This window comes from Streptomyces sp. So13.3, assembly GCF_005860785.2.
Classification (GTDB): domain Bacteria; phylum Actinomycetota; class Actinomycetes; order Streptomycetales; family Streptomycetaceae; genus Actinacidiphila; species Actinacidiphila fildesensis.
The window spans coordinates 8842624-8866535 of the sequence record NZ_CP048835.1; the positions used below are offsets into that span (position 1 = coordinate 8842624).

General features: G+C 71.4%; 23 protein-coding genes and 1 pseudogene. 16 read left to right on the plus strand and 8 right to left on the minus strand.

Translation table 11 applies throughout. The annotated features are described in order from the left end of the window. The first annotated feature begins 86 nt into the window (after positions 1 to 86). From C8250_RS39430 to C8250_RS39460, 7 genes are all read left to right on the plus strand, one after another. Positions 87 to 1814, plus strand: coding sequence for an amidohydrolase (locus tag C8250_RS39430; protein WP_138355365.1), 1728 nt, complete (start codon positions 87 to 89; stop codon positions 1812 to 1814). A 78-nt stretch (positions 1815 to 1892) separates the two neighbouring features. Next, positions 1893 to 3572 carry an ABC transporter substrate-binding protein gene (locus C8250_RS39435; protein ID WP_138355366.1) on the plus strand — a complete coding sequence of 560 codons (1680 nt, stop codon included), beginning with the start codon at positions 1893 to 1895 and terminating at the stop codon, positions 3570 to 3572. Continuing rightward, positions 3569 to 4585, plus strand: a complete 1017-nt coding sequence (locus tag C8250_RS39440; protein WP_138355367.1) for an ABC transporter permease — start codon at positions 3569 to 3571, stop codon at positions 4583 to 4585. Before C8250_RS39435 ends, C8250_RS39440 begins: the two co-directional genes overlap by 4 nt. Then, positions 4582 to 5487, plus strand: a complete 906-nt coding sequence (locus tag C8250_RS39445; protein ID WP_232485969.1) for an ABC transporter permease — start codon at positions 4582 to 4584, stop codon at positions 5485 to 5487. Before C8250_RS39440 ends, C8250_RS39445 begins: the two co-directional genes overlap by 4 nt. Further along, positions 5487 to 6533: an ABC transporter ATP-binding protein gene (locus C8250_RS39450; RefSeq protein ID WP_138355368.1), complete on the plus strand. Its 1047-nt coding sequence runs from the start codon at positions 5487 to 5489 to the stop codon at positions 6531 to 6533. Before C8250_RS39445 ends, C8250_RS39450 begins: the two co-directional genes overlap by 1 nt. After that, positions 6530 to 7450 carry an ATP-binding cassette domain-containing protein gene (locus C8250_RS39455; protein ID WP_244809680.1) on the plus strand — a complete coding sequence of 307 codons (921 nt, stop codon included), beginning with the start codon at positions 6530 to 6532 and terminating at the stop codon, positions 7448 to 7450. Before C8250_RS39450 ends, C8250_RS39455 begins: the two co-directional genes overlap by 4 nt. Before the next feature lie 142 nt (positions 7451 to 7592). After that, positions 7593 to 8882 carry a bifunctional GNAT family N-acetyltransferase/ATP-binding protein gene (locus C8250_RS39460; protein ID WP_138355369.1) on the plus strand — a complete coding sequence of 430 codons (1290 nt, stop codon included), beginning with the start codon at positions 7593 to 7595 and terminating at the stop codon, positions 8880 to 8882. Between the two features lie 66 nt (positions 8883 to 8948). On the opposite strand, the pseudogene C8250_RS39465 reads toward C8250_RS39460, so the two are convergent. Both C8250_RS39465 and C8250_RS39470 read right to left on the minus strand, forming a co-directional pair. Next, positions 8949 to 9425 (minus strand): annotated as a pseudogene (locus tag C8250_RS39465) (GNAT family N-acetyltransferase); the annotation flags it as partial. A gap of 102 nt (positions 9426 to 9527) precedes the next feature. Then, positions 9528 to 10466: a LysR family transcriptional regulator gene (locus tag C8250_RS39470; protein WP_138355370.1), complete on the minus strand. Its 939-nt coding sequence runs from the start codon at positions 10464 to 10466 to the stop codon at positions 9528 to 9530. Between the two features lie 83 nt (positions 10467 to 10549). On the opposite strand from C8250_RS39470, the gene C8250_RS39475 reads away from it, so the two are divergent. The 3 genes from C8250_RS39475 (at position 10550) to C8250_RS39485 (ending at position 13543) form a co-directional block, all read left to right on the plus strand. Next, positions 10550 to 11476 (plus strand): EamA family transporter, encoded by a 927-nt coding sequence (locus tag C8250_RS39475; protein WP_232485966.1) that lies wholly within the window; start codon positions 10550 to 10552, stop codon positions 11474 to 11476. A gap of 170 nt (positions 11477 to 11646) precedes the next feature. After that, a complete protein-coding gene (locus C8250_RS39480; protein ID WP_138355371.1) occupies positions 11647 to 12570 on the plus strand; it encodes an NADP-dependent oxidoreductase in 924 nt (307 codons plus the stop codon). Positions 12571 to 12604: 34 nt separating this feature from the next. Continuing rightward, positions 12605 to 13543, plus strand: coding sequence for an AraC family transcriptional regulator (locus C8250_RS39485; RefSeq protein ID WP_138355372.1), 939 nt, complete (start codon positions 12605 to 12607; stop codon positions 13541 to 13543). A 32-nt stretch (positions 13544 to 13575) separates the two neighbouring features. On the opposite strand, the gene C8250_RS39490 is transcribed toward C8250_RS39485, so the two are convergent. Together C8250_RS39490 and C8250_RS39495 are read right to left on the minus strand one after the other, a co-directional pair. Beyond that, positions 13576 to 14250: an alpha/beta hydrolase family protein gene (locus C8250_RS39490; protein ID WP_138355373.1), complete on the minus strand. Its 675-nt coding sequence runs from the start codon at positions 14248 to 14250 to the stop codon at positions 13576 to 13578. Positions 14251 to 14290: 40 nt separating this feature from the next. Continuing rightward, the gene (locus C8250_RS39495; protein ID WP_138355441.1) at positions 14291 to 15223 is read right to left on the minus strand and encodes an NADP-dependent oxidoreductase; all 933 of its coding nucleotides are present in this window, start codon (positions 15221 to 15223) and stop codon (positions 14291 to 14293) included. Between the two features lie 117 nt (positions 15224 to 15340). Here C8250_RS39495 and C8250_RS39500 point away from each other — a divergent pair, with 117 nt between their 5' ends. Then, entirely contained in the window at positions 15341 to 16297 is a 957-nt protein-coding gene (locus tag C8250_RS39500) for a helix-turn-helix domain-containing protein (RefSeq protein ID WP_138355374.1), read from the plus strand. Here C8250_RS39500 and C8250_RS39505 read toward each other — a convergent pair. From C8250_RS39505 to C8250_RS39515, 3 genes are all read right to left on the minus strand, one after another. Further along, a complete protein-coding gene (locus C8250_RS39505) occupies positions 16270 to 16581 on the minus strand; it encodes a hypothetical protein (RefSeq protein ID WP_232485964.1) in 312 nt (103 codons plus the stop codon). The genes C8250_RS39500 and C8250_RS39505 overlap by 28 nt on opposite strands. A 74-nt stretch (positions 16582 to 16655) precedes the next feature. Next, positions 16656 to 17798 carry a serine hydrolase domain-containing protein gene (locus tag C8250_RS39510; protein ID WP_138355442.1) on the minus strand — a complete coding sequence of 381 codons (1143 nt, stop codon included), beginning with the start codon at positions 17796 to 17798 and terminating at the stop codon, positions 16656 to 16658. A 209-nt stretch (positions 17799 to 18007) separates the two neighbouring features. Beyond that, a complete protein-coding gene (locus tag C8250_RS39515) occupies positions 18008 to 18586 on the minus strand; it encodes a CGNR zinc finger domain-containing protein (protein ID WP_244809682.1) in 579 nt (192 codons plus the stop codon). An 80-nt stretch (positions 18587 to 18666) separates the two neighbouring features. Here C8250_RS39515 and C8250_RS39520 point away from each other — a divergent pair, with 80 nt between their 5' ends. Then, positions 18667 to 19911, plus strand: a complete 1245-nt coding sequence (locus C8250_RS39520; protein ID WP_232485963.1) for an MFS transporter — start codon at positions 18667 to 18669, stop codon at positions 19909 to 19911. A 71-nt stretch (positions 19912 to 19982) separates the two neighbouring features. Further along, on the plus strand, positions 19983 to 20321 hold the full coding sequence (locus tag C8250_RS39525; RefSeq protein WP_138355445.1) for a DUF427 domain-containing protein: 339 nt from the start codon (positions 19983 to 19985) through the stop codon (positions 20319 to 20321). Positions 20322 to 20477: 156 nt separating this feature from the next. Here C8250_RS39525 and C8250_RS39530 read toward each other — a convergent pair whose 3' ends face one another. Then, positions 20478 to 20996, minus strand: a complete 519-nt coding sequence (locus C8250_RS39530) for a hypothetical protein (protein ID WP_138355375.1) — start codon at positions 20994 to 20996, stop codon at positions 20478 to 20480. Between the two features lie 284 nt (positions 20997 to 21280). Here C8250_RS39530 and C8250_RS39535 point away from each other — a divergent pair, with 284 nt between their 5' ends. Genes C8250_RS39535 through C8250_RS39545 form a run of 3 tightly spaced genes read left to right on the plus strand, consistent with a single transcriptional unit; the run spans position 21281 to position 23873 of the window. Continuing rightward, positions 21281 to 21925 carry a hypothetical protein gene (locus C8250_RS39535; RefSeq protein WP_187145169.1) on the plus strand — a complete coding sequence of 215 codons (645 nt, stop codon included), beginning with the start codon at positions 21281 to 21283 and terminating at the stop codon, positions 21923 to 21925. 2 nt (positions 21926 to 21927) lie between these two features. After that, entirely contained in the window at positions 21928 to 23196 is a 1269-nt protein-coding gene (locus tag C8250_RS39540; protein WP_138355376.1) for a histidine kinase, read from the plus strand. After that, the gene (locus C8250_RS39545) at positions 23193 to 23873 is read left to right on the plus strand and encodes a response regulator transcription factor (RefSeq protein WP_138355377.1); all 681 of its coding nucleotides are present in this window, start codon (positions 23193 to 23195) and stop codon (positions 23871 to 23873) included. The genes C8250_RS39540 and C8250_RS39545 overlap by 4 nt, the downstream gene beginning before the upstream one ends. Positions 23874 to 23912 lie beyond the last annotated feature (39 nt).

Genomic DNA, 23912 nt, shown 5'->3' on the forward strand with positions numbered 1-23912 from the left:
CGTTGACAACAGTGTTGCGCTGCCGTTCACTCCTCCTCAACACACACGCAGTGCGGGCCCGGCCCGCCGAGCCGGAGGGTACGTCGATGGGGAACACCAGGCAGCGGGCCGACACCGTCTTCGTGGGGGGCCGGGTCTTCACCGGGACCTCGTCGGCGCCGATCGATGCCGCTGTAGCGGTCGGGGGCGGACGGATCCTGGCGGTCTCCGACGAGACGTCGGTCCGCGCCCTGGGCGACGGGGACACCGAGGTCGTCGATCTCGCGGGTGGCCTGCTCGTCCCCGGTTTCCAGGACGCGCACATGCACCCGGCGGTGGCCGGGGTCCAGATGCTGCGCTGCGATCTGTCCGAGGAGCGTTCTGTCGAGGGATATCTGGCGGTGGTCGCCGAGTACGCGAAGGCGAACCCGGACACGGACTGGATATCCGGCGGTGGCTGGTCCATGGACGTCTTCCCCGGCGGCACTCCCACCCGCGAGATGCTGGACGCGATCGTCCCCGACCGGCCGGTACTGCTCAGCAACCGGGACGGCCACGGCGCCTGGGTCAACTCGCTCGCACTGCGGCTGGCCGGCGTCGGCCGTGACACCCCCGACCCGGTGGACGGCCGGATCGAGCGGGAGCCGGACGGCACTCCGGCCGGCACCCTTCAGGAGGGTGCCGTGGGCCTGGTCGGCGCGCACCTGCCCGTCGCGACACCGGACGAGGCGCTCGCCGGACTGCTGGTGGCGCAGGAGTATCTGTTCTCCCTCGGGGTGACCACCTGGCAGGACGCCATGATCGGCGTCTTCCCCGGAAACCCGGACAATTTCGACGTCTATGTGCGGGCGGCCAGCGAAGGGTCGCTCCAGGCGAGGGTGGTCGGCGCCCTGTGGTGGGACCGCGAGCGCGGGCTGGAGCAGCTTCCCGAGCTCGAGGAACGCAGGCGAACCGGCCAGGTCGGGCGGTTCAACGCGACCACCGTGAAGATCATGCAGGACGGCATCGCGGAGAACTTCACCGCGGGCCTGCTGGAGCCCTACCTCGACCACTGCGGCTGCGCCACGGACAACTCCGGCCTCAGTTTCGTCGATCCTCAGCTGCTGGACGACGCCGTGCGGGTGCTCGACGAAGCGGGCTTCCAGATCCACTTCCACGCGCTGGGGGACCGGGCCGTCCGTGAGGCGCTCGACGCGCTGGCCGGCGCCAAGGCGGCCAACGGCACCAACGACAACCGCCACCATCTGGCCCATCTGCAGCTGATCCACCCCGATGACCTGGGGCGTTTCGCCGAGCTGGGGGCCGCCGCGAACATCCAGGCACTGTGGGCGGCGCACGAGCCGCAGATGGACGAGCTGACGATCCCCTTCCTCGGATCCGAGCGGGCCGCCCTGCAGTACCCGTTCGGCGACCTGTTGCGGGCCGGCGCCCGGCTGGTCGCCGGCAGCGACTGGTCGGTGAGCAGCCCCAACCCGATGTGGGGTATCCATGTCGCGGTCAACCGGGCGGTGCCCGCCGAAGCCCCCAACGCTCCGCAGGCGCAAGACACCGCCGAAGACGTCCACAGCCCCGACAGTTCGACCGCGCAGGAGCCCGCCAAGCCGTTCTACCCGGAGCAGGCACTGACGCTCGCCCAGGCCCTGACCGCCTACACCGCGGGCAGCGCGTGGGTGAACCACCTCGACGACGTCACCGGGACGGTCGAGGTGGGCAAGTACGCCGACCTCGTGGTGCTGGACCGGGACCCCTTCGAGCGGCCCGCCCTGGAGATCGCCGAGACCCGGGTGCTGCGGACCTACATCGACGGGCGGCTCGTCTTCGCCGCGACCGACTGAGCTGTGCCGCCCGCACGCCGAAGCCGTTCCCGCTGTTCCCACGCGCACCCTCAGGCGCACCACTCACGGAGGAACACCATGCCAGCAGTCTGTCCGAGAACTGTCCTGCGACCTGACCGGCGACCCGTCCGCCGCACCCTGACCGCCGCTGTCGCCGCGGCCGCCGCACTCGCCCTCACCACCCTGAGTGCCTGCAGCGGCACGGCGCACCCGCCGGCCGGGACCGCCGACGCCGCGTACCGGCTGACGGCGAAGACCCCGGCCGCCGCGGGCCCGGTCAACTCGTTCACCTGGTCGCTCTTCGCCGAGCCGACCTCGATCGACTACGCCTACGCGTTCGACTACCCGCCGAACCAGATCCTCGCCAACGTCTGCGAGAGCCTGCTGCGCTGGAACCCGGACCTGACGACCTCACCCGGCCTGGCGACCTCCTACACCCACCCCACGCCGACCAGCTGGGTGTACCAGATCCGCTCCGGCGTGCGCTTCCACGACGGTACGACGCTCAGTGCCGACGACGTCGTCGCCTCGCTGCGCCGCAACCTGGACCCCGAGGTGGCCAGCAACTGGGCCTACCCGTTCCGCAATGTGAAGTCGATCGACCGGACCGGACCGTCGCAGGTCACCGTCAGCCTCAAGTCACCGGACTCGACGTTCAACAAGTACCTTGCCGCGAGTCCCGGCACGGTGGAGTCCGCGGCCACCCTCAAGAAGGACGGCAAGGACTACGGCAACCCGGCGAAGGGCGTGAACTGCACCGGACCCTTCTCGTTCGGGTCCTGGACCTCGGGCCAGTCGCTGGTGCTCAAGCGCTTCGACGGGTACTGGGACGCCAAGCCCAAGGCCGGCGAGGTCAAGTTCGTCTTCCTGTCCGACCCGACGACCCGCGTCAACGCCTTCCAGACCGGTGAGGTCGACGGTGGCTGGATGGTCCCGCCGCACGCCTACGCCCAGTTGAAGGCGAGCCAGGCGGGCACGCTGTACTTCGGCCGGAACACCACGGTCGCCTCCGAGATCGTCAACAACCTCAAGGGACCGCTGGGCGACGCCCGGGTACGGCAGGCCCTGCTGATGGCCATCGACCGCAAGGGCATCGTCAAGGCGGGCGCGGGCGGGGTCGCCGATGTCGCGGACTCACTGGTCAGTTCGAACACCTGGAGCGGTACACCCGACTCCACCGTCAAGGGACTGCTCAAGGCGCTGCCGAGCTATCCCTACGACCCGGTGAAGGCCAAGGCGCTGGCCGCCCAGGCCGGAGTCGCCGGGCAGAAGGTCGTGATCGCCAGCAGCCCGCTGGACTCCCAGACCACCATCATCACCCAGGCCGTCGCGCAGGCGGCCAAGGCCATCGGGCTGAACCCGCAGATCGACACCATCTCCGCCGACAAGTACACGGCGCTGTTCACCGACGCGGCCGCCCGCAAGGGCATCGATCTGTTCCTCACCTTCTGGTACACGTCCATCACCGACCCGCTGGACATGTACGGCTCGCTGCAGACCGGCGCGTTCAGCAACTACGGCAACTGGTCGAACCCGCAGTTCGACGCGGCCATCGACGAGGCAACCGTCGCCCAGGATCCGGCAGCGGTGGCCGCCGCGACCGGGAAGGCGCAGCAGACGGCCATGGAGCAACTGCCCTGGCTGCCGCTGTACACCGAGCCGGTGAGCGTCTTCCTCGGCAAGCGGATCACCGGGGTCCAGCCGTCCATCGCCTACCTGTACTACCCGTGGGCCGCCGAGATCGGAGCCCGCGGATGACAGCCGCCCTGGCGACCACCGCGGTGGACGGTGCCCGGCGGGCCGGGAGGTTCGGCGCCCTGGCGGTGTCGACGCTGCGCAGGCTCCTCACGATGGCGGTGACGCTGCTGGTCACCTCGTTCGTGGTGTTCTCCTCGCTGTACCTGGCACCGGGCGACCCGGTCAGCTTCCTGGTGCGCGGGCGCAGCCCGAGCCCACAGGAGATCGCCGCGATACGGGAGCAGTACGGGTTCAACGACCCGTTCCCCGAGCGGTACTGGCACTGGTTGCAGGGCGTGCTGCAAGGGGACCTCGGCCGCTCGTACCTGTTCCACCAGAGCGTCGACCAGGTGCTGTGGTCCCGGCTGCCCGCTTCGATGCTCCTGGTGGGCACGGCGGCGCTGATGATCGCGGTCGTGGGGGTCGGCGCCGGGATCGTCGGGGCGCTGCGGCGCGGAACGCGCACCGACACGGCGGTGCTGCTGATGGTCACCGTGGGGGCGGCGGTGCCGTCCTTCGTCGCGGCGATCACGCTCCGCTCGGTGCTCGGCGTACGCCTGGGCTGGTTCCCGACGATCGGGAACGGCACCGGTCTGCTGGACCGGATGCACCATGTGGTGCTTCCCGCCATCGCCCTGTCGGTGACGTTCATGGCACTCGTGACGCGGGTGACGCGCTCGGCGATGCTGGACGAGCTGCGCCGTGAACACGTCGAGGTCGCGCTCAGCCGGGGGATGTCCAAGTCGTCCGTGGTGCGGCGCCATGTGCTGCGCAACGCGCTGGGGCCCATCGTCACTGTCTCCGGGCTGCTGCTCTCGGGAATGCTGGTGAGCACCGCGATCGTCGAGACCGCGTTCGGGATGTCCGGGGTGGGTTCGCTGCTGGTGCAGGCCGTGAACGAGATGGACTTCCAGGTGGTCCAGGCGATCGTGCTGCTGGTGGTCGCGGCGTTCGTCGTCGTCAACACCTTGGTGGACCTGGTGTATCCGCTGATCGACCCGCGCGTCGCGGCAGCAGCAGGGAGCGCACGATGAATGCCCCTTCCTCCACCATGGCCGACCGCCGGGCCGACCCACCCGCTCCGTCGCCGTCCCGGCTGCGACTCCCGCTGGTGTGGCTGCGGCGGGCCGGTGGCGGCTGGCTGATGCGTGGCTGTCTGCTGCTTCTGGCCCTCTTCGTCCTGATCGCTCTGTTCGCGCCCTGGATCGCCCCGCAGGACCCGACCTTCGGCGAGCTGGGCAACGGCTTCGCCGGGCCCGGCCCCGACCACTGGCTGGGCACCGATCTGGGCGGGCACGACACGTTCTCGGCCCTGATCGAGGGCACCCGCACCAGCCTCGCCGGCCCGCTCGCCGTGGTGCTGTTCTCCACCACTCTGGGGGTCGCCGTCGGTCTGTTCACCGCGTGGCGCGGCGGGTGGGTCGACACGGCGGTCGGCCGGGTGCTCGACATCCTGTTCGCCTTCCCCGCGCTGCTGCTGGCGATCCTCGCGGTGGCCCTGTTCGGCAAGGGTCTGACCGCACCGGTGCTCGCCATGGCCATCGCGTACATGCCCTACACGGCCCGTCTGGTGCGCGGTCTGACCGCGCAGGAGAAGACCCGGCCGTACATCGCCGCCTACCAGGTGCAGGGCCACTCGGCGGTGTTCATCGCCTTCCGCCGGCTGCTGCCCAACATCACCCCGACCGTGCTCGCCCAGTCGACGGTGAACTTCGGGTACGCCCTGCTCGACCTCGCGGCCCTGTCGTTCCTGGGCCTGGGCGTGCAGCCGCCGACACCCGACTGGGGCTCGATGATCAACCAGGGGCAGGCAGCCGTCCTCCAGGGACAACCGCTGTCCGCGATCGTTCCGGCCGTCGCGGTCGTCCTGGTCGTGGTCGCCTTCAACGTCGTCGGGGAGAACCTCGGCGACCGGCTCGCGGGGAGGGAGTCCTGATGCCGCTGCTCGAATTCAACGACCTGAGTGTGGCGCTGCCGGGCATGGCCCGTCCGATCCTGAACGGCGTCAGCCTGACCGTCGCCGCCGGCGAGGCCGTCGCGCTGGTCGGGGAGTCCGGCTCGGGGAAGTCGGTCACGGCCCGTGCCGCGCTGGGCCTGTTCCCGGCCGGGGCGGCGATCGGCGGTCACGTCCGCGTCGACGGGGCCGATCTGGTCGGAGCGGACGCCGGATGCCTGCGCGAGGTGCGCACCGGCAAGGCGTCCATGATCTTCCAGGACCCCCGGGCGGGCATCAACCCGGTGCGACGCGTCGGGGACTTCCTCACCGAGTCACTGCGCCTGACCGGCGGCTGGTCCAGGGCACGGGCGGGCGCCCGCGCGCTGGAACTCCTGACCGCAGTCGGGCTGCCGGACCCCGTCCGGCACCTGCGGCAGTACCCGCACGAGCTCTCCGGCGGAATGCTGCAACGCGTCATGATCGCCGGGGCGCTCACGGCGGAGCCGCGGCTGCTGCTGTGCGACGAGCCCACCACGGCGCTCGATGTGACCACCCAGGCGGAGATCATGGCGATCCTCCGCCGACTGCAACGCGAGCGTGGCCTCGGCCTGCTGCTGATCACGCACGACATCGATCTCGCCGCAGCGACCTGCGACCGGATCTACGTGATGTACGCCGGGAGGATCGTCGAGACCGGGACCGCGACCGAACTGCTCACCGCGCCCCGGCACCCCTATACCGCCGGGCTGCTCGGTTCGACGCCGCCTCTGGACGGACCGCTCGGACGACTCACGCCGATCCGCGGCGTCCCCATGGGCCTGCTGGAAGCCGCACCGGGCTGCTCCTTCGCCGCCCGCTGCCCGCACGCCCGGCCGGGACTCTGCGACAGGACGGCGCCCGACCTGGCACGGCCTGCCCCCGTCCAGGTCCCGGCGTCCACGGCGCAGCGTGGCCCCGCGCTCGTCGCCTGCCATCTGGCCGATGAGATCGATGGCCGGCCGGCGATGACGGCCGTCTGCGCCTCACCCAGCGAGGAGGACCGTTGAACACCGCACCCGCTCCCGCCCCTGTGCCCACCCCAGCCCCCGCATCGCCCGGAAGACCGCTGCTCCAGGTCAGCGGTCTGCGCAAGGCCTACTCCACCGGCGGCACCCAAGTGGTCGCCGTCGACGATCTGTCGTTCTCCCTGCATCCCGGCGGGGCCCTCGGCCTGGTCGGCGAGTCCGGCTCGGGCAAGACGACCACGGCGCGGATGCTCGTCGGTCTCGAACGCCCCGACCATGGACAGATCCTGGTCCAGGGCGCCCCGATCGCCGCGACGGTGCGCGGACGGGCGGCACGGCTCGCCCGCGCGAAGGCCGTGCAGATCGTCTTCCAGGACCCCTACCTGTCGCTGGACGGCCGGATCAGCATCGGGACGACCATCGACGGGGTGCTGCGGCTGCACGGCTGCGGTGACCGCGCGGCGAGGGCCGGCCGGGTCAGGGAGCTCCTGGCCCAGGTCGGCCTCGGCGACCGCGAGTCGGCGGCGCTGCCCCGTCAGCTGTCGGGCGGTCAGCGCCAACGCGCCGCCATCGCCCGTGCGTTGGCAGTCGAACCGGCTGTTCTGGTTCTCGACGAAGCGGTGTCGGCACTCGACGTCTCGGTGCAGGCCCAGGTGCTCAACCTGCTGTCGGACATCCGCCGCGACACCGGCATCGGCCTGGTCTTCGTCAGCCACGACCTGGCGGTGGTGCGCTACGTCTGCGACGAGGCGCTGGTGATGTACCGGGGGAGGACCATGGAACACCAACCGGTCGCCGATCTTCTCACCGCGCCACGGCACCCCTACACCCGCCTGCTGCTGGCCTCCGTACCCCGCCCCGGCTGGGACCCCGACGCCATCGGCCGCCGGCGGCGCGCGCTCGACGTCCTCCCGGGCGATACGGGTTCCCCGACCGCCCCGACCGCCCCGATCGCGTAGGTCCGGCGCATAGGGGCCGCGGGGTCCGCGTCCTACGGACGGAACGTAGCGTTCGGCCGGCCGGATTGTTCACGGTGGAGCGGGCCCCGCCCCGGCCCCGCCCCTAGCCTCACCGAAACGGCACGGACGAGGGGCGGTACCGGTGAACTGGCTCATCCACGATTACCGCGAGAGCGATCTCGCGGCAGTGGTCCACCTGATCGACACCACGGCCGAGCTCGGGCAGGAGTCGGTCTTCTCCCTCGCCGAGTGCATCGGCGCGCTGACGTCCCGGCAGCCCGCGGTGGTCGCCGTTCACCAGGGCGTCCCGATCGGCGCGGCGCTGGCGTGCGTGGCCGGTGAGCGGGCCTGGGTGATGCGTATCGCGATCTCCTCGGTCTGGCGCGGGCGAGGACTGGCCAGTGCCCTGCTGGTGGAGTTGGAGCGGCGGCTCGTCGCGGCGCGGGTGGGCCGGATCGCCTATGTGCTGCCCGAGGAGGACCTGCTCGGCGAGGGCCTCCTGAACGCCGGCTACACCCGGCAGCCCGCGGTGGCCTACTTCGAGAAGGTCGAACCGTCGCACGGCCCCGCGGCGAGCCTGTTGGAGGACCTCGGCGGCCGGTTCCTGCCGGGTGACCTGTGGGGCAAGGTGGCCGGGATGGAAGCGGAGAAGGACCTGATCGAGCGGCGGGTCGTGCTGCCGCTGGCGGAGCCCGAGCGGGCGGCCCGGCACGGGGTCCGGCCGCCGCGTGCCATCGCCCTGTTCGGCCCGCCCGGCACCGGCAAGACGACGTTCGCACGGGGCATCGCGTCCAAACTCGGCTGGCCGTTCGTCGAGCTGCTGCCCTCCCGGCTGGCGGACGAGGGCAACCTCGCCGCCGCCCTCCGCAGCGCCTTCGCCCGGATCGCGGAGCTGGAGCGGGTGCTGGTCTTCATCGACGAGGTCGAGGAGGTCGCCCCGGTCCGCACCGAGCCGGTGCAGCCGGGCGGTATGCACGGGGTGACCAATGAACTCCTCAAGCTCATCCCGGGATTCCGGGAGGGCGACGAGCGGCTGCTGGTGTGCGCGACGAACTCCATCCGCTCCCTGGATCCGGCGTTCCTGCGTCCTGGCCGCTTCGACTACCTGATCCCAATCGGTACCCCGGACGCGGCCGCCCGCTCGGCGATCTGGTCCCGGTACACCGGCGGCCGCCCCGACGTGGAGGTGCCGGCTCTGGTGGTGGCCAGCGAGCTGTTCACCCCGGCGGACATCGAGCACGCGGCGCGCACCGCCGCCCAGGCGTCCTTCGAACGGGATCTGGAGTCGATCGGCGGCGGGGCGGGCATGCAGAGCCCGCCGGGGGCGAGTACCGGTGACTACCTGGCGGCGATCGCCCAGTGCCGGCCGACCGTCACCCCCGCGATGACCGAGGAGTTCAGCGCGGACATCACCGCCCACGCCCGCCTCTGAGCACGTCATGACCCAAGGGGCGCCTAAGGGTGAGGCGGGTGAGTCGTCGCTCTGCCGGGCTGCCGGCAGGTCCCGTACGAAACGGAGGCCCGGGCGACCGCTCAGCTGGATGTCGCCGATGGGCGTGAACCCCGTTCGCGCCAGCACTGCCCGGGAGCCGGCATTGTCGAGTGTGGTCCTGGCCCTCAGCGTGGTCAGGCCGTACTCCGTGGCAGCCAGTTCGCAGATCTGGTGAACAGCGGCGGTGGCCAGCCCGCGCCCGGCGGCCTCCTCGGCGATCCGGTACCCGAGTTCCGCCGAACCCCCTTCCACATCAACCAGGTTGACCCGGCCCAGCACCGCGCCGTTGTCGGCGACCAGCACGTGAAAGTAGAGCAGCCCTGCGGCCTGGTCGGTCAGCAGCTCATCGAGCCGGGCATCGAAGTGGGCGAAGAAGTCGTCGCCGCGGTCGGGAATCGACGCGGCGAAATAGGTCCGGTTCTTCTGCTCGAACTCCAGCAGCGCCGGGGCATGTCCGAGGTCGAGGAGTTGCATGACAGGCATGGCGCAAGGTTACGCACCGGTGCCGCGGAGCCCCGTTGGTTCGGCATGACTCACCCTGCTGTGATCGTCCGGGGTGGTGGCGCCGACGCCCCCGTAGGCCGGTCACGATCCCGGTGCGTCGAGACCGTCGTGGCCCGGGGTCATGCGCCCGGCGCGGTCGGTGAGGAGGCCGGTGACCAGGGCCAGCGGCGGCCAGTTGAGCCGGCCCTGCCGGGCGACGGCGTAGGAGTGCAACTCGACGCTGGGGGAGGTGAGGGGCAGGATCCGGATGGCGGGGTAGGTGGCATGGCCGATGGGCAGCAGGCCCACGCCCAGGCCCGCGGCGATCATGTCCTGCACGAGGTCGAGACTGTCGGCCTGGTGGGTGATCCGGGGGCTGAAGCCGGCCATGGAGGCGAGCGTGCGAATGACGTGCTCGTCCGCGGTGTTGCGGGAGTTGACGATCCAGTCGTGGTCGCGGAACCCGGCGAACACCTCCTGGGCCGTTCCGGTGGGGGCGGTCGAGGCGGTGGCGAGTGCGGGGACGCCGAGACCCCATGTCGCCGTCCACAGCGGTGTCGCCCTCAACGACGGGTCGACGGTCGCGGGAGCGAGGTTGTAGTCGTAGGTCAGCGCCAGGTCCGTCTGGTCGCCGGTCAGCAGCGCGAGAGCCTCGGCGGGCTCGTGCTCCCGGATCAGGATGTGCACCCGTGGATGGTTCGCCGCGAGATCGGTGATGACCGGCAGCAGGAAGCTGCGGATGGCGGTGGCGAATCCCGCGATCCTTATCGTGCCGTTGGGTTCCGCTTCCGGGCCCAGGTCGAGCCGCGCCGCTTCGACCGCGGCGAGGATGGTCACCGCGTGTTCGGCCAGCCGGCGCCCTGCCGGCGTCAGCCGCACCCTGCGCCCGTCGGGCTCCACCAGCACGGTGCCCGTCTCCCGGGACAGGGCTGCGATCTGTTGCGACACCGTCGAGGTCGTGGTGCCGAGAACGTCGGCGACGGCCCGCATCGACCCCAGCCGGGACAGTTCCGCCAACAGTTCCAGCCGCCGGGTCTCCATTCCGTCATTGTTCAGCATTCCTGAACGGACTGTCCATGATCGCCACGTGGACATCAACGATGTGTCGGCCCTCTACTGGAGCCATGACCTCCGCAGCCACCGCCGCTCCGACCGTTCCCGCGGCTCCCTCCGCCCTCGGCAGGCTGCCCGGCGGGGCCCGGGGTGGAGCGCTCATGGCCGTCGCGTCCATGTCCTGCGTCCAGCTCGGCCTGGGGTTGTCGGTCCCGCTGCTCGACCAGCTCGGTCCGCTGGGAACCGCGTGGCTGCGGCTCGCCTGGGCCGGAATCCTGCTCCTGGTGCTGGTCAGGCCCCGCCCGTCGGACTTCACGCGGAAGGACCTGCTGGCGTGCACCGTCCTGGGCGCGGCGACAGCCGGCCTGATGGTGCTCTTCATGTGCGCGGTCACCCGGATCCCGCTGGGCACCGCCAGCGCGCTCGAGTTCCTCGGGCCGCTCGGCCTGTCCCTGTACGGCGCCGCGGGCGGGCGCAGGATATGGGCCCTGCCGGCCGGGGTCGGGGTGGTGCTGCTCACCGAGCCCTGGCACGGCGGCACCGACCTCGTCGGGGTCGGGTTCGCGCTGGCCGCCGCGCTCTGCTGGGCCGTGTACATCGCGCTCACCCAGAAGGTGGGCGACCAGGTCACCGGGCTGAAGGGCCTGGCCCTGTCCATGCCGGTCGCCGCCATCGTCGCCACGTTCTTCGCCGCGCCGACCGAACTGGGCCACGTGACCTGGCCGCTGATCCTCACCGGTCTGGCGCTGGCCGCGCTGCATCCGGTGCTCCCGTTCAGCCTGGAGTTCCTCGCCCTGCGCCGGCTCACCACCACGGCCTTCGGCACCCTGATGAGCCTTGAGCCGGCCATCGCGCTCGCGGTGGGCCTCGTCGTCCTCGGGCAGATCCCCGGCCCGGCGTCCGCGGTCGGCGTCGGATTCGTCGTGGTCGCGGGAATCGGCGCCACCCGCACCGGCGCGCGCACCGCGGCACCGGCTGTCGTCGTCGACGACGGCTGAGTACGTAAGGCGCCCGGCACGCATGGCTGAGAGAGTCATTCGGAAAGACGCTGGGACATGTAACAGAGACGGAAGGCTATTCTGCGGCTCATTCGATCTCCCTAGGGTTGAGGACATCAAGCAGGCAGCCGGGCCGGGCACCAGCCGGACCCAACCCAGGGAGAGTTACCGTGCGCGCAGTCATCCAGAAGTCCTTCGGCGGTCCCGAGGTCCTCGAGGTCGTGGAGACCGAGCGGCCGAAGCCGCTGTCCGGTGAGGTCCTCGTCAAGGTCCACGCCAGTGCGGTCAACCCGGTGGACGTGGCCGTCAGGTCCGGCGCCTTCCCGCTGCTCGGTGAGCCGCCGTTCGGCGTGGGCTGGGACATCTCCGGAGTGGTGGAGGAGGCCGGCCCCGGCGCCAGGTTCGAAGTGGGCGACGAGGTGTACGGGATGCCGTTCTTCCCCCGTGCCGCCACCGGGTACGCCGAGTACGTGGCCGTCCCGTCCCGTCAGGTGGCCCGCAAGCCCGCCTCCATCGACCATGTGCACGCCGCCGCCATCCCCCTCGCGGCGCTCACCGCTTGGCAGGGTCTGGTGCAGGCCGCCGAGGTCACGAAGGGCGACCGGGTGCTGATCCAGCGGGCGGCCGGTGGCGTCGGCCACTTCGCGGTGCAGATCGCGAAGGCGCGCGGCGCCCATGTGATCGCCATCGCCAGTGCCGCCCGGCACGACTTCGTCCGCGGTCTCGGCGCCGACGAGGTCATCGACTACCGGACCACCGACTTCACCGAGGCCGTCAAGGACGTCAAAGTGGTCTTCGACTCCACGGCCCAGGGCGACCTCTCGCTCGGCGTGCTGCGCCCCGGCGGCGTGCTCATCAGCATCCTGGAGCACGGCAACCCGGAGCTCGCCGCACGTGTCCAGGCGGCCGGGCGGCGCTTCGCCGGCATCTCGGTCGAGCCGGACTACGCCGCGCTCGAAGCGATCGCCGAGCTCGTCGACGCCGGGCTGATCCGTCCGTACGTCGAGGAGACGTTTCCCCTGGCGGAGGTCGGCAAGGCACACGAGCTGGTTGCCTCGGGGCACGTACAGGGCAAGATTGTCCTGACGGTCTGACCACAGCGGGCCGCACCAGGAAGGGCGAGGCCGGATGGACATCCTCACCGAGGCGCTGGCCTCGATGCGCACCGGGCACCCGGCGTCCGTGCGGACCAACGGCCGCGCCCCCTGGGGCCTGCGGCTGCCGCCGGTCGCGGGCGCCGGGTTCCATGTGGTGCTGTACGGGACCTGCTGGCTGATCCCGCTCGACGAGGGGTCGTCGCGTCTCAAGCCGATCCCGCTGAGCCCCGGCGACGTGGTCTTCCTGCGGGACGGACGCGGCCACATCCTCGCCGACCATCCCTCGACGCCGGCCGAGGAGCCCAACGACGAGCAGTTCGAGGGCGGTTCACCGATCGGCTCGGTCACCCTCGGCGGCGACGGCCCCGAGACCAGCCTGCTGTGCGGCAACTACCACCTGGACCAGGGCCGCCCGCACCCCCTGGTACGGCAGCTGCCCGAGGTGATCCATCTGGCGACGCGGCACGGCCGCCACCCTGAGCTGAGCGCAGCCGTCCAGCTGCTCGGCAACGAGCTGGAGAACCCGCGCATCGGCTCGGACGGCATCGTGCCCACCCTGATCGACTCGCTGCTCCTGTACATCCTGCGGGCCTGGCTCGACGATCAGCCACCGGCTGCCGCCCAGGGCTGGGCGGCGGCCCTGGGCGACTCGGCGGTGGCGCCCGCCCTGTCCGCGATGCACGACGACCCCTCGGCCCAGTGGACGGTCGAGTCGCTGGCCGAACGGGCGGGCCTGTCCCGTGCCGCCTTCGCCCGGCGGTTCGCCGCGCTGGTCGGCGAACCGCCGATGGCGTATCTGACCCGCTGGCGCATGACGACCGCGGCCCGTCTGCTGCGGGAGTCCGACGCTCCGCTCACGACGGTCGCCGCCCGCACCGGCTACGGCTCGGAGTTCGCCTTCGCCAAGGCCTTCAAGCGGGAGTACGGCCTGGCCCCGGGCGGCTACCGCCGCCAGGTCAGGGCGGCCTGACGGCGGTAGCCCCGTTCTCTGCTCTCCGCTCCTCAGTCCTCCGCGCTCGCCAACAGGACCTTCAGCAGCTCATCGGGAGCGTCCCGCATCACGTTGTGGCCGGAGGCCAGGGCGTGCGTGCGCCAGGTGGGGTCGTCGAGAAGTCGCTCGTAGAGCCCGGTGAACGGGGATTGCCCGTCCCAGCCGGTGGCGTAGACGTAGTCCCTGCTCCGGAACCGGTCGAGTCCGCCCGCCAGGCGGACCGACTGGAGCAGGGAGGCCAGCGGGTGCGGAGTGGCTCGGGGGTCGAAGAACGGGAGTGGCGCACTGGTGAAGCCGGTCTCGTGCGCGCCGCTGAGATACCACTCGCGCTCCTGGTCGGTGACCAGGGACCAGCACGAGTCGCCGTCCTCGGGGACCATGGCGTCGACGTAGACCAGACCGGCCACCCGCTCGGGGACGCGGTCGGCGGCGCCGGTGATCACCATGCCGCCGTAGCTGTGCCCGACGAGGACGGCGTCGGTGATCTGCTGGTCCGTCAGAAGGTTGACGTCGTCGTCGATATGGGTGTCGAGATTGACCGAGTGGGTGAGCAGGTGCTTGCGGTCGCCCACCCCGGTCAGGGTCAGGGGGAAGGCCTGGTGCCCGTGTGCGCGCAGCTGACGGGCGAGCGGTTCGAAGGTCCATGCGCCGTGCCAGGCGCCGGGTATGAGGACGAACGTGGTCATCGGGCGAGTCCTTATGCGGGTCGGTCGTTGACGATGCGGGTCAGTCGGTGACGGTGAGGACGATCTTGCCAGTGGTGCGGCGGCTGTCGGCGAGTTCATGGGCCTTGGCGGCCCGTTCGAGCGGGAGCACCGTGTCGATCTCGGGGCGCAGCAGGCCCGTCTCGGCGAGGGCGGCGATCTCCCGCATGCCCGCCTGGTCGGGTTCGACGACCATAAAGGCGGCGCGCAGCCCGAGGGGTCGGGCCTGGTCCGCCAGGTACGCCTCGGCCGGGGAGGCGAGGGCGACCAGGGTGCCGCCGGCGCGCAGGGTGCGCAGGGAGCGCGGCCCGTACTCGCCCCCGATCGTGTCGATCACGACGTCGACCGGTTCGAGGGCGGTCTCGAAGTCGGCCTGGGTGTAGTCGACCAGTTCGTCCGCGCCGAGACCGCGCAGGAAGTCGTGTTTGGCCGAGCGGGCGGTGCCGATGACGTGGGCGCCGCGGGCCTTGGCGATCTGGACGGCGAGGTGGCCGACGCCGCCCGCCGCGGCGTGGATCAGCACGCGCTGTCCGGGGCGCACGTCGGCGACGTCCACCAGGGCCTGCCAGGCGGTGAGCGCGGCCAGCGGCAGCGCGGCGGCCTGCACATGGGTCAGTCCGGCGGGCTTGCGGACCAGGTGCCGGGCCGGGGAGGTCACGTACTCGGCGTAGGTGCCCGCCGGCAGGGGGTGGCGCGGCATCCCGAACACCGCGTCGCCGGGGGCGAGTGTGGTCACCCCGAACCCGACCGCCTCGACGACGCCGGAGACGTCCCAGCCGAGCCGGATCACGGTACCGGCCAGGCCGCCGGTGGCCCGGTGCCAGGAGTCGGTCGGATTGACCCCGGCCGCGTGCACCCGCACGAGCACCTCGGCCGGCCCGGGCTCCGGGCGCTCCACCTCGATGACCTTCAGCACCTCGGGTCCGCCGAACTCGTCCTGGCCGATCGCACGCATCGTCATTCCCCTGATCCCCTGTTCCGCCGGGCCCCTGTGGCCCGTTGAGATCAAGGTTTTCGCATTCCGCCATGAAGAACGAGTGGCAAGATTGCCAGCATCTGAAAGAATCTTGCCATGCATCGTGTCGTGGTCCTGGCCCTCGAAGGCGTCTATCCCTTCGAACTGAGCATCCCGATGAGAATCTTCGGCACCGCCGCCGGGCGCGACGGCGAAGCGCTGTATGAGGTCATCACCTGCAGTCTGGACGGGGAACCCGTCAGCACCAGCGCCGACTTCACCATCACCGTGGCCCATGGGAGCGAGGCGCTCCGGAGCGCCGACACGCTGGTCATCCCGCCCTTCGCCTGCGGCCCCGACGAGGAACGGGACTGGCTGCCCGACGAGTTGGCCCAGGCGCTCGCCCTCCTGCCGCCCGGAGCCCGCATCGTTTCGATCTGCACCGCCTCCTATGTGCTGGCCGCGGCCGGTCTGCTCGACGGCCGCTCCGCGACCACCCACTGGAACGAGGCCGACCACTTCCAGCGCACGTTCCCGAAGATCCAGGTCGACGCGAACGTGCTGTTCGTCGACGACGGACAGGTCCTCACGGCGGCCGGTGTGGCCGCCGGGATCGACCTCTGCCTGCACCTGGTGCGCCGCGACCACGGCAGTGACATCGCCAACCAGGTGGCCCGGCTGTGCGTCGTACCCCCCTGGCGGGAGGGCGGCCAGGCTCAGTACATCGAGCGCCCGATGCCGCAGCCCTCGGCCGCCACCACCGCCGCGACCCGCGACTGGGCCCTGCAGCAGCTGCAGCGGCCCATCTCCCTTGCCGAACTGGCGGAGCACGCCCGCATGAGCGTCCGGACGTTCTGCCGGCGCTTCCACGACGAGGTCGGCATGCCCCCCGGCCAGTGGCTCGCCCAACAGCGCGTCGGCCACGCCCGACGCCTGCTGGAAACCACCGACCTGCCGGTCGACCAGGTCGCCGCCCACGCGGGCTTCGGCACCGCCGTCTCCCTCCGCCAACACCTCGCCACCACGATCGGCGTCTCCCCGACGGCCTACCGCCAGGCCTTCCGCGCCCGTTGAGGCGCGTAGGCGACGTCTTGTGCGAAGTGTCGGGCGCGGTTCGCCCGGTCGCCGGAACACTCCCGAAGGAAGCCTTGTGACCGGAGTGCGTCGAGCACGTCGTCCATGGCGATGTCACGGTGATGGAGAGCCGCGAGGCAGTGCGCGTAGGCGTCCCGGCGATGCTGCCTGCGCCACTGATCGAACTGCGAGCGTGCCGCAGAGCGTCCGTTCACCATCGCGGCGCCGAGGGTGGAGAGCGATCCTACGGCGGCGCCGAGCAGCGCGGCGATTCCAGCATCCATGGCCCCATTTCGTATGAACGGACGACCGGCCGGACCAGCCCCATCGGCCGCGCCCGGCCGGTCGCCGCAGGACCTCAGTGACGCAGCAGGGCGCAGGCGAAGTCTTCCTGGACGGTGCGGACCTGGGCGAGGAGCTCGGGCTTGATGCTCTTGCTGGTCTGGGTGGTGATCGAGAAGGTCAGGGACCGTTTGCCGTCCGGGGTGGCGGCGGCCAGTTGGGTGTAGCCGGCGGTGTTGCCGGTGTGGCCGTAGAGGATCCCGCAGCGGGTGGTGTAGCGGAAGATCGACAGACCTGCCGCGTTGACCCCAGGGCCGGCCGGTTCCGACGCTCCGCCGGGGACGAAGGTCAGCTGCTGCTTGCGGGTCTGCGGTGACAGGAGGCTGCCGCCGGCGTAGCCGCGGATGAACGCGGTGAGGTCGTTCGGCGTCGCCACGACGGCGCCGGAGGCCCACACGCCCGAGGAGCCGAAGAGCTCGGTGACGTCCTCCGGCGGGGCGGGCGGGTCGACCGCGTAGCCGTGCAGGTAGGGGCGGGGGAGCCGGAAGCCCTGCGGGAGGCTGGTCCGCCGCAGGTTCAGCGGCTGGTACACGAGCTGCTTGAGGAGGTCCTCGTAGCGCCGGCCGGTCGCCGCCTCGGCCATCAGCGCGACGGCGATGTTGTCGGAGTTGGAGTACTGGTACCGCGCGCCCGCCGGGAAGACCAGCGGCTTGTCGGCGACGAAGTCGAGCAACTTACGGGAATCGAAGACGTGGTGCGGGTCCACGCCCAGGAGCCGCCGGAATTCGGCGGAGCCGGTGTAGTCGGGCAGCCCGCTGGTGCGGTTGAGCAGTTGGCGGAGCGTCACCTTGCACCAGGCGGCGGGCAGCGAGGGAAGCCGCTCGCCGATCGTGGTGTCGAGCTTGAGCCGCCCCTGGTCCACCAGCTGCAGGGCGACCGCCCCGCTGTACGCCTTGGAGACACTCGCGAGCCGCATGTGGTCGGTCGCGTGCAGCGGGCTGCCGGTCTTGAGGTCGGCGACTCCGGCCCGGTAGACCTCGGTCCGGTCACCGCGCGTGAGCACGGCGATCACTCCGGGCGGGCCGCCCGCGGTGTCGACCAGCTTCTGGATGCTGCGCTGCAGCGCCTGGCCGGGGTTGGGACGGGCCTCATCCCCGGCGTGCGCGGGCTGGACGAGCCCGCCGGCTGCCGCGGCGGCGATCACCACGGCGACCGGCATCAAGCGGCGGGTGTGGCGGCGTCCGGACGATCGTGACAGCACGTGCGTACCTCCCGGGGAGCGTGGCGCGGGGTCCGACCTCGCACTCACGTGCCCAGCTTCAGGTGACGCGTCCGGCTGCACCTTTCACGGTGCTCCATCCGGCCGAGGAACATGCCTCGGCCGGGTGCAAGCGCGTCGACGGAGCCTGCCCGCGGGATCAGGTGTGCTCACGGCTTCGTGGCCCGGCGCGCACGGAACGCGGCCGTCTTGGAGCGGTTCTGGCAGGCCGTCGAGCAGAACTGGCGGCCGGCGTTGCGTGAGGTGTCGACGTAGACGCGATCGCACTGGGTCGCCTGGCAGACGCCGAGGCGGCCGGCGAGGTCGCCGCCGATGACCATGGCCAGGCCGGTCGCACAGCCGGCGCTCCACCCCACCGCCAGGGTGTCGTCCGCGCCATGGAAATGGACCTGCCAGGGCTCTCCCTCGACACGGTCCAGCTGCGGGCGGGCACCGTTCGACAGCAGCAGCTCGTTCAGCACCGCGACCGCGTCATCCATGCGGCCGCCGCTCACGCCCTCGAAGACCAGTCGCAGCTTCTGCGCCGTGCCGGCCAGGTGCGCGGCCTGCGCCGGTTCGATCGTGCCCGGGCTGGTGCTGGAGGCGGTCAGCGCGGCATCGACGGCGGCGGGGAGGTCCGCACCGCGCGGTGCGGTGAACGGCTTGCCGCGCGCCTCGCCGTCGGTCAACGCGTTGACGAGCGAAACGGCCGCGTCGAGCAGGATCGCCATGTGACTGTCGAATAGCACTTGACCAGTTACTCCCTTCGGGCCTAACGTCCGTCACTGACAATAGTCGATTCACCAGTGACGAGGATGCGGAGACGTGCATGGGACTCATGGCGCGCGGTGGCCGGCTGCCCCGCACCGTCTGGCTGCTGCTCGCCGCCCGGGCGATCAACCGGCTCGGGGCTTTCTGCCTGTCGTTCCTCACCGTCCTCATCAGCACGGACTTCGGGGCGAGCGTCGCCACCGCCGGGCTGGTCTCGGCCGCCTTCGGGCTCGCGACGATCCCGTCGCGCCTGGCGGGCGGCCGCCTCGCGGACCACCTCGGACGGCGTCGCACCATCGTCCTCGGCCTGGCCGGCTGCGCCGTCGCCCAGCTCGGCATCGCCGCCGCGGGCTCGCTGGCGGAGGTCGCGGTCTTCGCCGTGCTGCTGGGACTGGTCTTCGAGCTGTACGAACCGCCGAGCCAGGCGATGATCGCCGACTCCGTCGGCCCCGCCGACCGGGTCCGCGCCTACAGCCTGCTGAACGCGGCCCTGGCCGTCGGCGGGATGGGCGCCGGTCTGATCGCGGCGGGTCTGGGCCGGTGGGACCTGCGCTGGCTGTTCGTCGCCGACGCACTGAGCTGTCTGGTCTGCGCGGTCATCATCCGGTTCGTTCTGCCCGCCGACCGTCCCGTGCGACGTGGCCGTGCCGAGCCCGGCCCGGCGTCCCCCGAACCTGCCGCCGGAATCAAGCCGTGGCGCGATCGCGTGCTGCTCCTCATGCTCGCGTCCGGCACCGTGTACGCCCTGGTGTACCTGCAGGTGATGATGGCGCTTCCGCTGTCCCTGGCGCGCCGCGGCATGCGACCGGCGGACGCGGGAGTGCTCTTCACGGTCTCCGCGGTGACGATCGTCGCCGCCCAGCCCCTGCTGCGTGTCCAGCGCCTCTCGGCCCTGTCCGCGCCTGCGGCGCTCGCGCTCGGCTATGTCCTGCTCGCGGTCGGCCTGGCCGGTTACGCGGTAGCGCACACCTTGACGGCCTCGCTGGCGGCCACGGTCGTCTGGAGCCTGGGCGATCTGGTGATCCTCGGACGGTCCTACGCACTTGTCGCCGACCTTGCCCCGCCCGGTGGCACCGGCCGCTACTTGGCCGTCTACGGCATCAGTTGGGGTTTCGCCGGCGTCGCCGCGCCGATCGTCAGCACCCAGATCCTCGAACACGCGGGACCGGCGGTGCTGTGGTCGGGGCTGGCGGCCGTCTCCGTGGCGCTTGCCGTCGGGCAGGTGCCGGTCGCCCGGGTGCTCGCCGCCCGGGGACGGGAGCAGCGGGTGGCGGATTTCGCCGCCGTCCCCGGAATTTCTTGAGGAACGGCAGGCCGAATGTTGTGCCGGTGGGCGGCCGGAGAGGGAAGAACCGACCGCCCCCGGGCGCTGCACTGGGTATGACGAATGGACACCGCATCACCATCGAAGAGGGCACGACCCCGGTTCGTGTCGTGCGCGACGGACAGGTCCTGGCGGAGAGCAGTCGCCCGCTGGAGCTCCGCGAGACGGGCTGTCCGGTGCGCTACTACCTGCCGCCCGAGGATGTGCGCACGGAGCTGCTCACCGCCTCCGACACCAGCACGCACTGCCCGTTCAAGGGGGACGCGTCGTACTGGTCGGTGCCCGGCGCGGCCGACCTGGTCTGGGCGTACCGGGAGCCGAAGGACGACGTGGCCGCGATCAAGGACCACTTCTGCTTCTACGACACCGAGGTCGTCACGGCGGGATGACCTTTCCGCACAGCGTCCGTGACCGCCCGTCAGGCTCCTGAGGCCGCCGGGCAGGGCTTGTACACCGGCGTGACGCGCTGAACCCCGGCTCCGGATCCGCCCTGAGGGCGGAACGGAGCCGGGGTTCGCGTGTGTCGGCCGGGGACGTGGTCCGGCTCAGGCGGTGGCGACGGCCGGCAGCCGGTAGGCGCGGTGCGCCAGAGTGATGGTGCGGGTCAGCAGCATCGCCACGGCCATGAAGATCAGCCCGTCGGTGATGGCCGCTCCGGTGACGTCGTGGCTCACGCACCAGTCGGTCAGCTGCCGCGGGAACCAGTGGGCCGATCCGTAGGAGAACGCGGCGCGGGCGCCGATGACCGCGGTCCACAGAAGCGCGTACGGCGCTCCGGAGCCGCTGACCGGCAGGCCCGTCCGGGGGCTGCGGTAGACCCGCATCAGGCCGATGGCCGCCAGGCCGCAGAGGAATCCGACGGCGATGGCGCCCATCTCGAGGACCAGGCCGGTGCCGTGCGTGGCCGGCCGATCGAGGAAGAGCGGGATGACAGCGCCGGCGATCAGTGCGGGCCGCAGGATCCGCAACGTGCCGATCTTGCGGTGGCCGCCGAGGTCGCTCTCCAGCACGGCCACCAGCACGGCGCCGTTGACGATCATTGCCTCGGTCAGTTGCGACAGCATGGTGTGCTCCCTGGGGGTGAAGGCTGCATTTCCTGCGATGCCCTCACCTTCGGCCGTTCGGCCGCCGACGGAATCGGAGCACGGGTCCAGATCGGGTACGACCTGTCCGGGCCCGCGTAGTACCCAGGCAGCCTGCGGGGCCCCGATACGGCTCCAGGGGTGATCCGGACGTCACCCCGGACCTCACCCCGCGGTGTGACGCCCGAGCAGGGGCTCTCTCCCTAACGTCGCAGGTGTCGGGCTGGACGGCCCGCCACTCGCATCGACAGAAGGAGGGCGCAGACATGTGGGAAGTGCTTGCCGTCATCGCGATCGTGGCTTACGTGATCGGACGCCAGCTGCTCGGAGAGCCGCTGCGGGGCAAGCGGGTGATCCTGCTGCCGGCCGTCCTGGCGGTGGTCGGTCTGACCCGGCTCGGCGGGCACGGCGCGGTGCAGCCCGCGGACGTGGCACTGCTGGTGGTCGGCGCGGTGATCGCCGCCGCGATCGGCACCGGGCAGGGATCGATGATGCGGCTCCGCAACCGCGACGGTGGCCTGTGGGGCCAGATGCCGGCGCGCAGCCTGTGGCTGTGGGCGGCCCTGATCGGCTCCCGGCTCACCCTGATGCTGCTCGCGAGCACCATGGGAGCCCATGTCGCCGCGTCCTCCGCACCCATCGTGCTGATGCTCGGCATCAACCGCCTGGCACAGGCCGCCATGATCACCCGGCGCGCTCACCGGTCCGGAATCCCCTTCGCCCAGGAGAAGGACGGTTCCGTCTTCCTCGGTGGCCGTCTGCAGGAACTCAACTCGCGCCTTGACGGACTGACGGGCACCCCCTCCGAGCCGTCCGGCCCGTCCAGCCCGTCCAACTCTGCACACCCGTCCAACCCTTCACACCCGTCGAACCCGACGAACCCGTACGATCGGCCGACCACCCGGAGGTAGTGATGGGACTCCACCCTGCGGAGCTCCCGGTCGCGTCCGGCCGCCCCGTCCTGCCGGCCGGTCCCCGCGGCGCGGACCTCGTGACGGCCGCCCGTGATCGTGACCGCTATCGTGAGCTCATGCTGCGCACGGTGTCCTGGCTCATCAGGGCGGGGGCGTACGGCCTGATCGGGGTCGACATCTTCCTCCGTGCCTCGCTCGGGCCGGTGGCGCTTCCCGTCACCGTCGCGGCTTACGCCCTGTGCGGGATCCTGCAGGTTGTCTGCGCGGCGGTGATCAACCGCAGTGGCACAGCACCCGCGCTGCCGGTGCTTCTCGGACTGATCACGGTGGTCGCCGCAGGGGTGTGCGCCCAGGAGGACGTCACCTCCCTGGCGGCGCTCGGCGTGATCGCCGTCATGGACGCCGGCACCGAGGCCCGGTTGACGGCCGCCTGGGCCGTCTTCGGAGCCGGGGTGGTCGCGGCCGCGACGGGTGCCCTGATCACCGACGCGAGCCCGGCGAAGGCGCTCGGCATCCCGCTGTTGCTGATGCTCGGCCTGCAGGCCGGCTTCAACCGCCGGGCCTACCGGCTCCGCGCGGACCAGAGCGCGGCCCTGCTGGCCCAGTCCGAGGAACTGCGGGCCCGGTCGGAGGAACTGCGGGCCGAGCAGCGCCGCAGTGCCGTCCTCGACGAACGCACACGCATCGCCCGCGAGATCCACGATGTGCTGGCCCACTCGATCGGCGCGCTCGGCATCCAGATCCAGGCCGCCCGCGCCCTCCTCGCCGACACCCCCGATGTGGAACGGGCGGACGGCGTGCTCGCGGTGGCCCAGCGGATGGCCTCCGACGGACTGACCGAAACACGCCGTGCCGTGCACGCGTTGCGCACCGACACGCTCCCCTTGGACGAGGAGCTGGCCCGGATGACCGCCACCCACGAGCAGCGCCACGGCACACCGGTCGCCCTGCGGGTGGACGGCGGCCCGGTACCGCTGCCGCCGGACCAGACGCTGGCCCTGGTGCGTACGGCCCAGGAGTCCCTCGTCAATGCCGCCAAGCACGCGCCGCACCAGCCGGTGACGCTCACACTGACCTATGGGGACGACAACGTGACCATGAGTATCGCCAATCCGCTCGGAGCCGCGGCCGCGCACGGCTTCGCGACCCTCGACGGCGGTTACGGCCTGACAGGCATGCGGGAGCGCCTGCTGCTGCTCGGCGGCACCCTCACGGCGGACGCCGCGGACGGCAGGCGCTGGACCGTGACCGCGACGGTTCCCCGATGACCACGCCGGAGAAGCCGCTGCGGGTGATCGTGGCCGACGACCAGGCCAGCGTGCGGGAGGGTCTCGCGCTCATGCTCGATCTGCTCCCGGACCTCGACGTCGTGGGCACGGCCGCCGACGGCCAGGAGGCTCTGGACCTGGTCGCCCGGCACCACCCGGACGCGATCCTGCTCGACCTGCACATGCCCGTGATGGACGGCATCGAGGCCACTCGGCGGCTGACCGCCGAGCACCCGGAGGTGGCCATCGTCGTCCTGACCACCTATGCCGACGACCGCTCGGTGCTCGACACGCTCCAGGCCGGCGCCCGCAGCTATCTGACGAAGGACGCGGACCGGCGGGACATCGCCCACACCCTGCACAGCGCCGCCGCCGGCCTCAGCGTGCTCCACCCTCAGGTTCAGGCGACCCTGCTGGCCGCCGCGCAGGCCGGCCCACGGCAGTCCGAGGAACCGCCCGAGCAGGCACCGCCCGCCGAACTTCCGGACGGTCTGACGCGTCGCGAGGCGGAGATCCTCACCCTCATCGGCCGCGGTCGCAACAACACCGAGATCGCCGCGGAGCTCTTCCTCAGCGGCAACACCGTCAAGACCCACATCAACCGGATCTTCGCCAAGACCGGCTCCCGCGACCGGTCGGCGGCCACCCGCTACGCCCAGCAGCACGGCCTGATCTGACCGCACTCCGCTTCGGCCTGCCGCGGCCGCGTGCGGAGT

Bases quoted from the DNA above. Each gene is read 5' to 3' on its own strand.
- C8250_RS39430 (WP_138355365.1), top strand. From the start codon at position 87: ATGGGGAACACCAGGCAGCGGGCCGACACCGTCTTCGTGGGGGGCCGG.
- C8250_RS39435 (WP_138355366.1), top strand. From the start codon at position 1,893: ATGCCAGCAGTCTGTCCGAGAACTGTCCTGCGACCTGACCGGCGACCC.
- C8250_RS39440 (WP_138355367.1), top strand. From the start codon at position 3,569: ATGACAGCCGCCCTGGCGACCACCGCGGTGGACGGTGCCCGGCGGGCC.
- C8250_RS39445 (WP_232485969.1), top strand. From the start codon at position 4,582: ATGAATGCCCCTTCCTCCACCATGGCCGACCGCCGGGCCGACCCACCC.
- C8250_RS39450 (WP_138355368.1), top strand. From the start codon at position 5,487: ATGCCGCTGCTCGAATTCAACGACCTGAGTGTGGCGCTGCCGGGCATG.
- C8250_RS39470 (WP_138355370.1), bottom strand. From the start codon at position 10,466: ATGGAGACCCGGCGGCTGGAACTGTTGGCGGAACTGTCCCGGCTGGGG.
- C8250_RS39475 (WP_232485966.1), top strand. From the start codon at position 10,550: ATGACCTCCGCAGCCACCGCCGCTCCGACCGTTCCCGCGGCTCCCTCC.
- C8250_RS39485 (WP_138355372.1), top strand. From the start codon at position 12,605: ATGGACATCCTCACCGAGGCGCTGGCCTCGATGCGCACCGGGCACCCG.
- C8250_RS39490 (WP_138355373.1), bottom strand. From the start codon at position 14,250: ATGACCACGTTCGTCCTCATACCCGGCGCCTGGCACGGCGCATGGACC.
- C8250_RS39495 (WP_138355441.1), bottom strand. From the start codon at position 15,223: ATGCGTGCGATCGGCCAGGACGAGTTCGGCGGACCCGAGGTGCTGAAG.
- C8250_RS39500 (WP_138355374.1), top strand. From the start codon at position 15,341: ATGCATCGTGTCGTGGTCCTGGCCCTCGAAGGCGTCTATCCCTTCGAA.
- C8250_RS39505 (WP_232485964.1), bottom strand. From the start codon at position 16,581: ATGGATGCTGGAATCGCCGCGCTGCTCGGCGCCGCCGTAGGATCGCTC.
- C8250_RS39510 (WP_138355442.1), bottom strand. From the start codon at position 17,798: ATGCCGGTCGCCGTGGTGATCGCCGCCGCGGCAGCCGGCGGGCTCGTC.
- C8250_RS39520 (WP_232485963.1), top strand. From the start codon at position 18,667: ATGGGACTCATGGCGCGCGGTGGCCGGCTGCCCCGCACCGTCTGGCTG.
- C8250_RS39530 (WP_138355375.1), bottom strand. From the start codon at position 20,996: ATGCTGTCGCAACTGACCGAGGCAATGATCGTCAACGGCGCCGTGCTG.
- C8250_RS39535 (WP_187145169.1), top strand. From the start codon at position 21,281: ATGTGGGAAGTGCTTGCCGTCATCGCGATCGTGGCTTACGTGATCGGA.
- C8250_RS39540 (WP_138355376.1), top strand. From the start codon at position 21,928: ATGGGACTCCACCCTGCGGAGCTCCCGGTCGCGTCCGGCCGCCCCGTC.
- C8250_RS39545 (WP_138355377.1), top strand. From the start codon at position 23,193: ATGACCACGCCGGAGAAGCCGCTGCGGGTGATCGTGGCCGACGACCAG.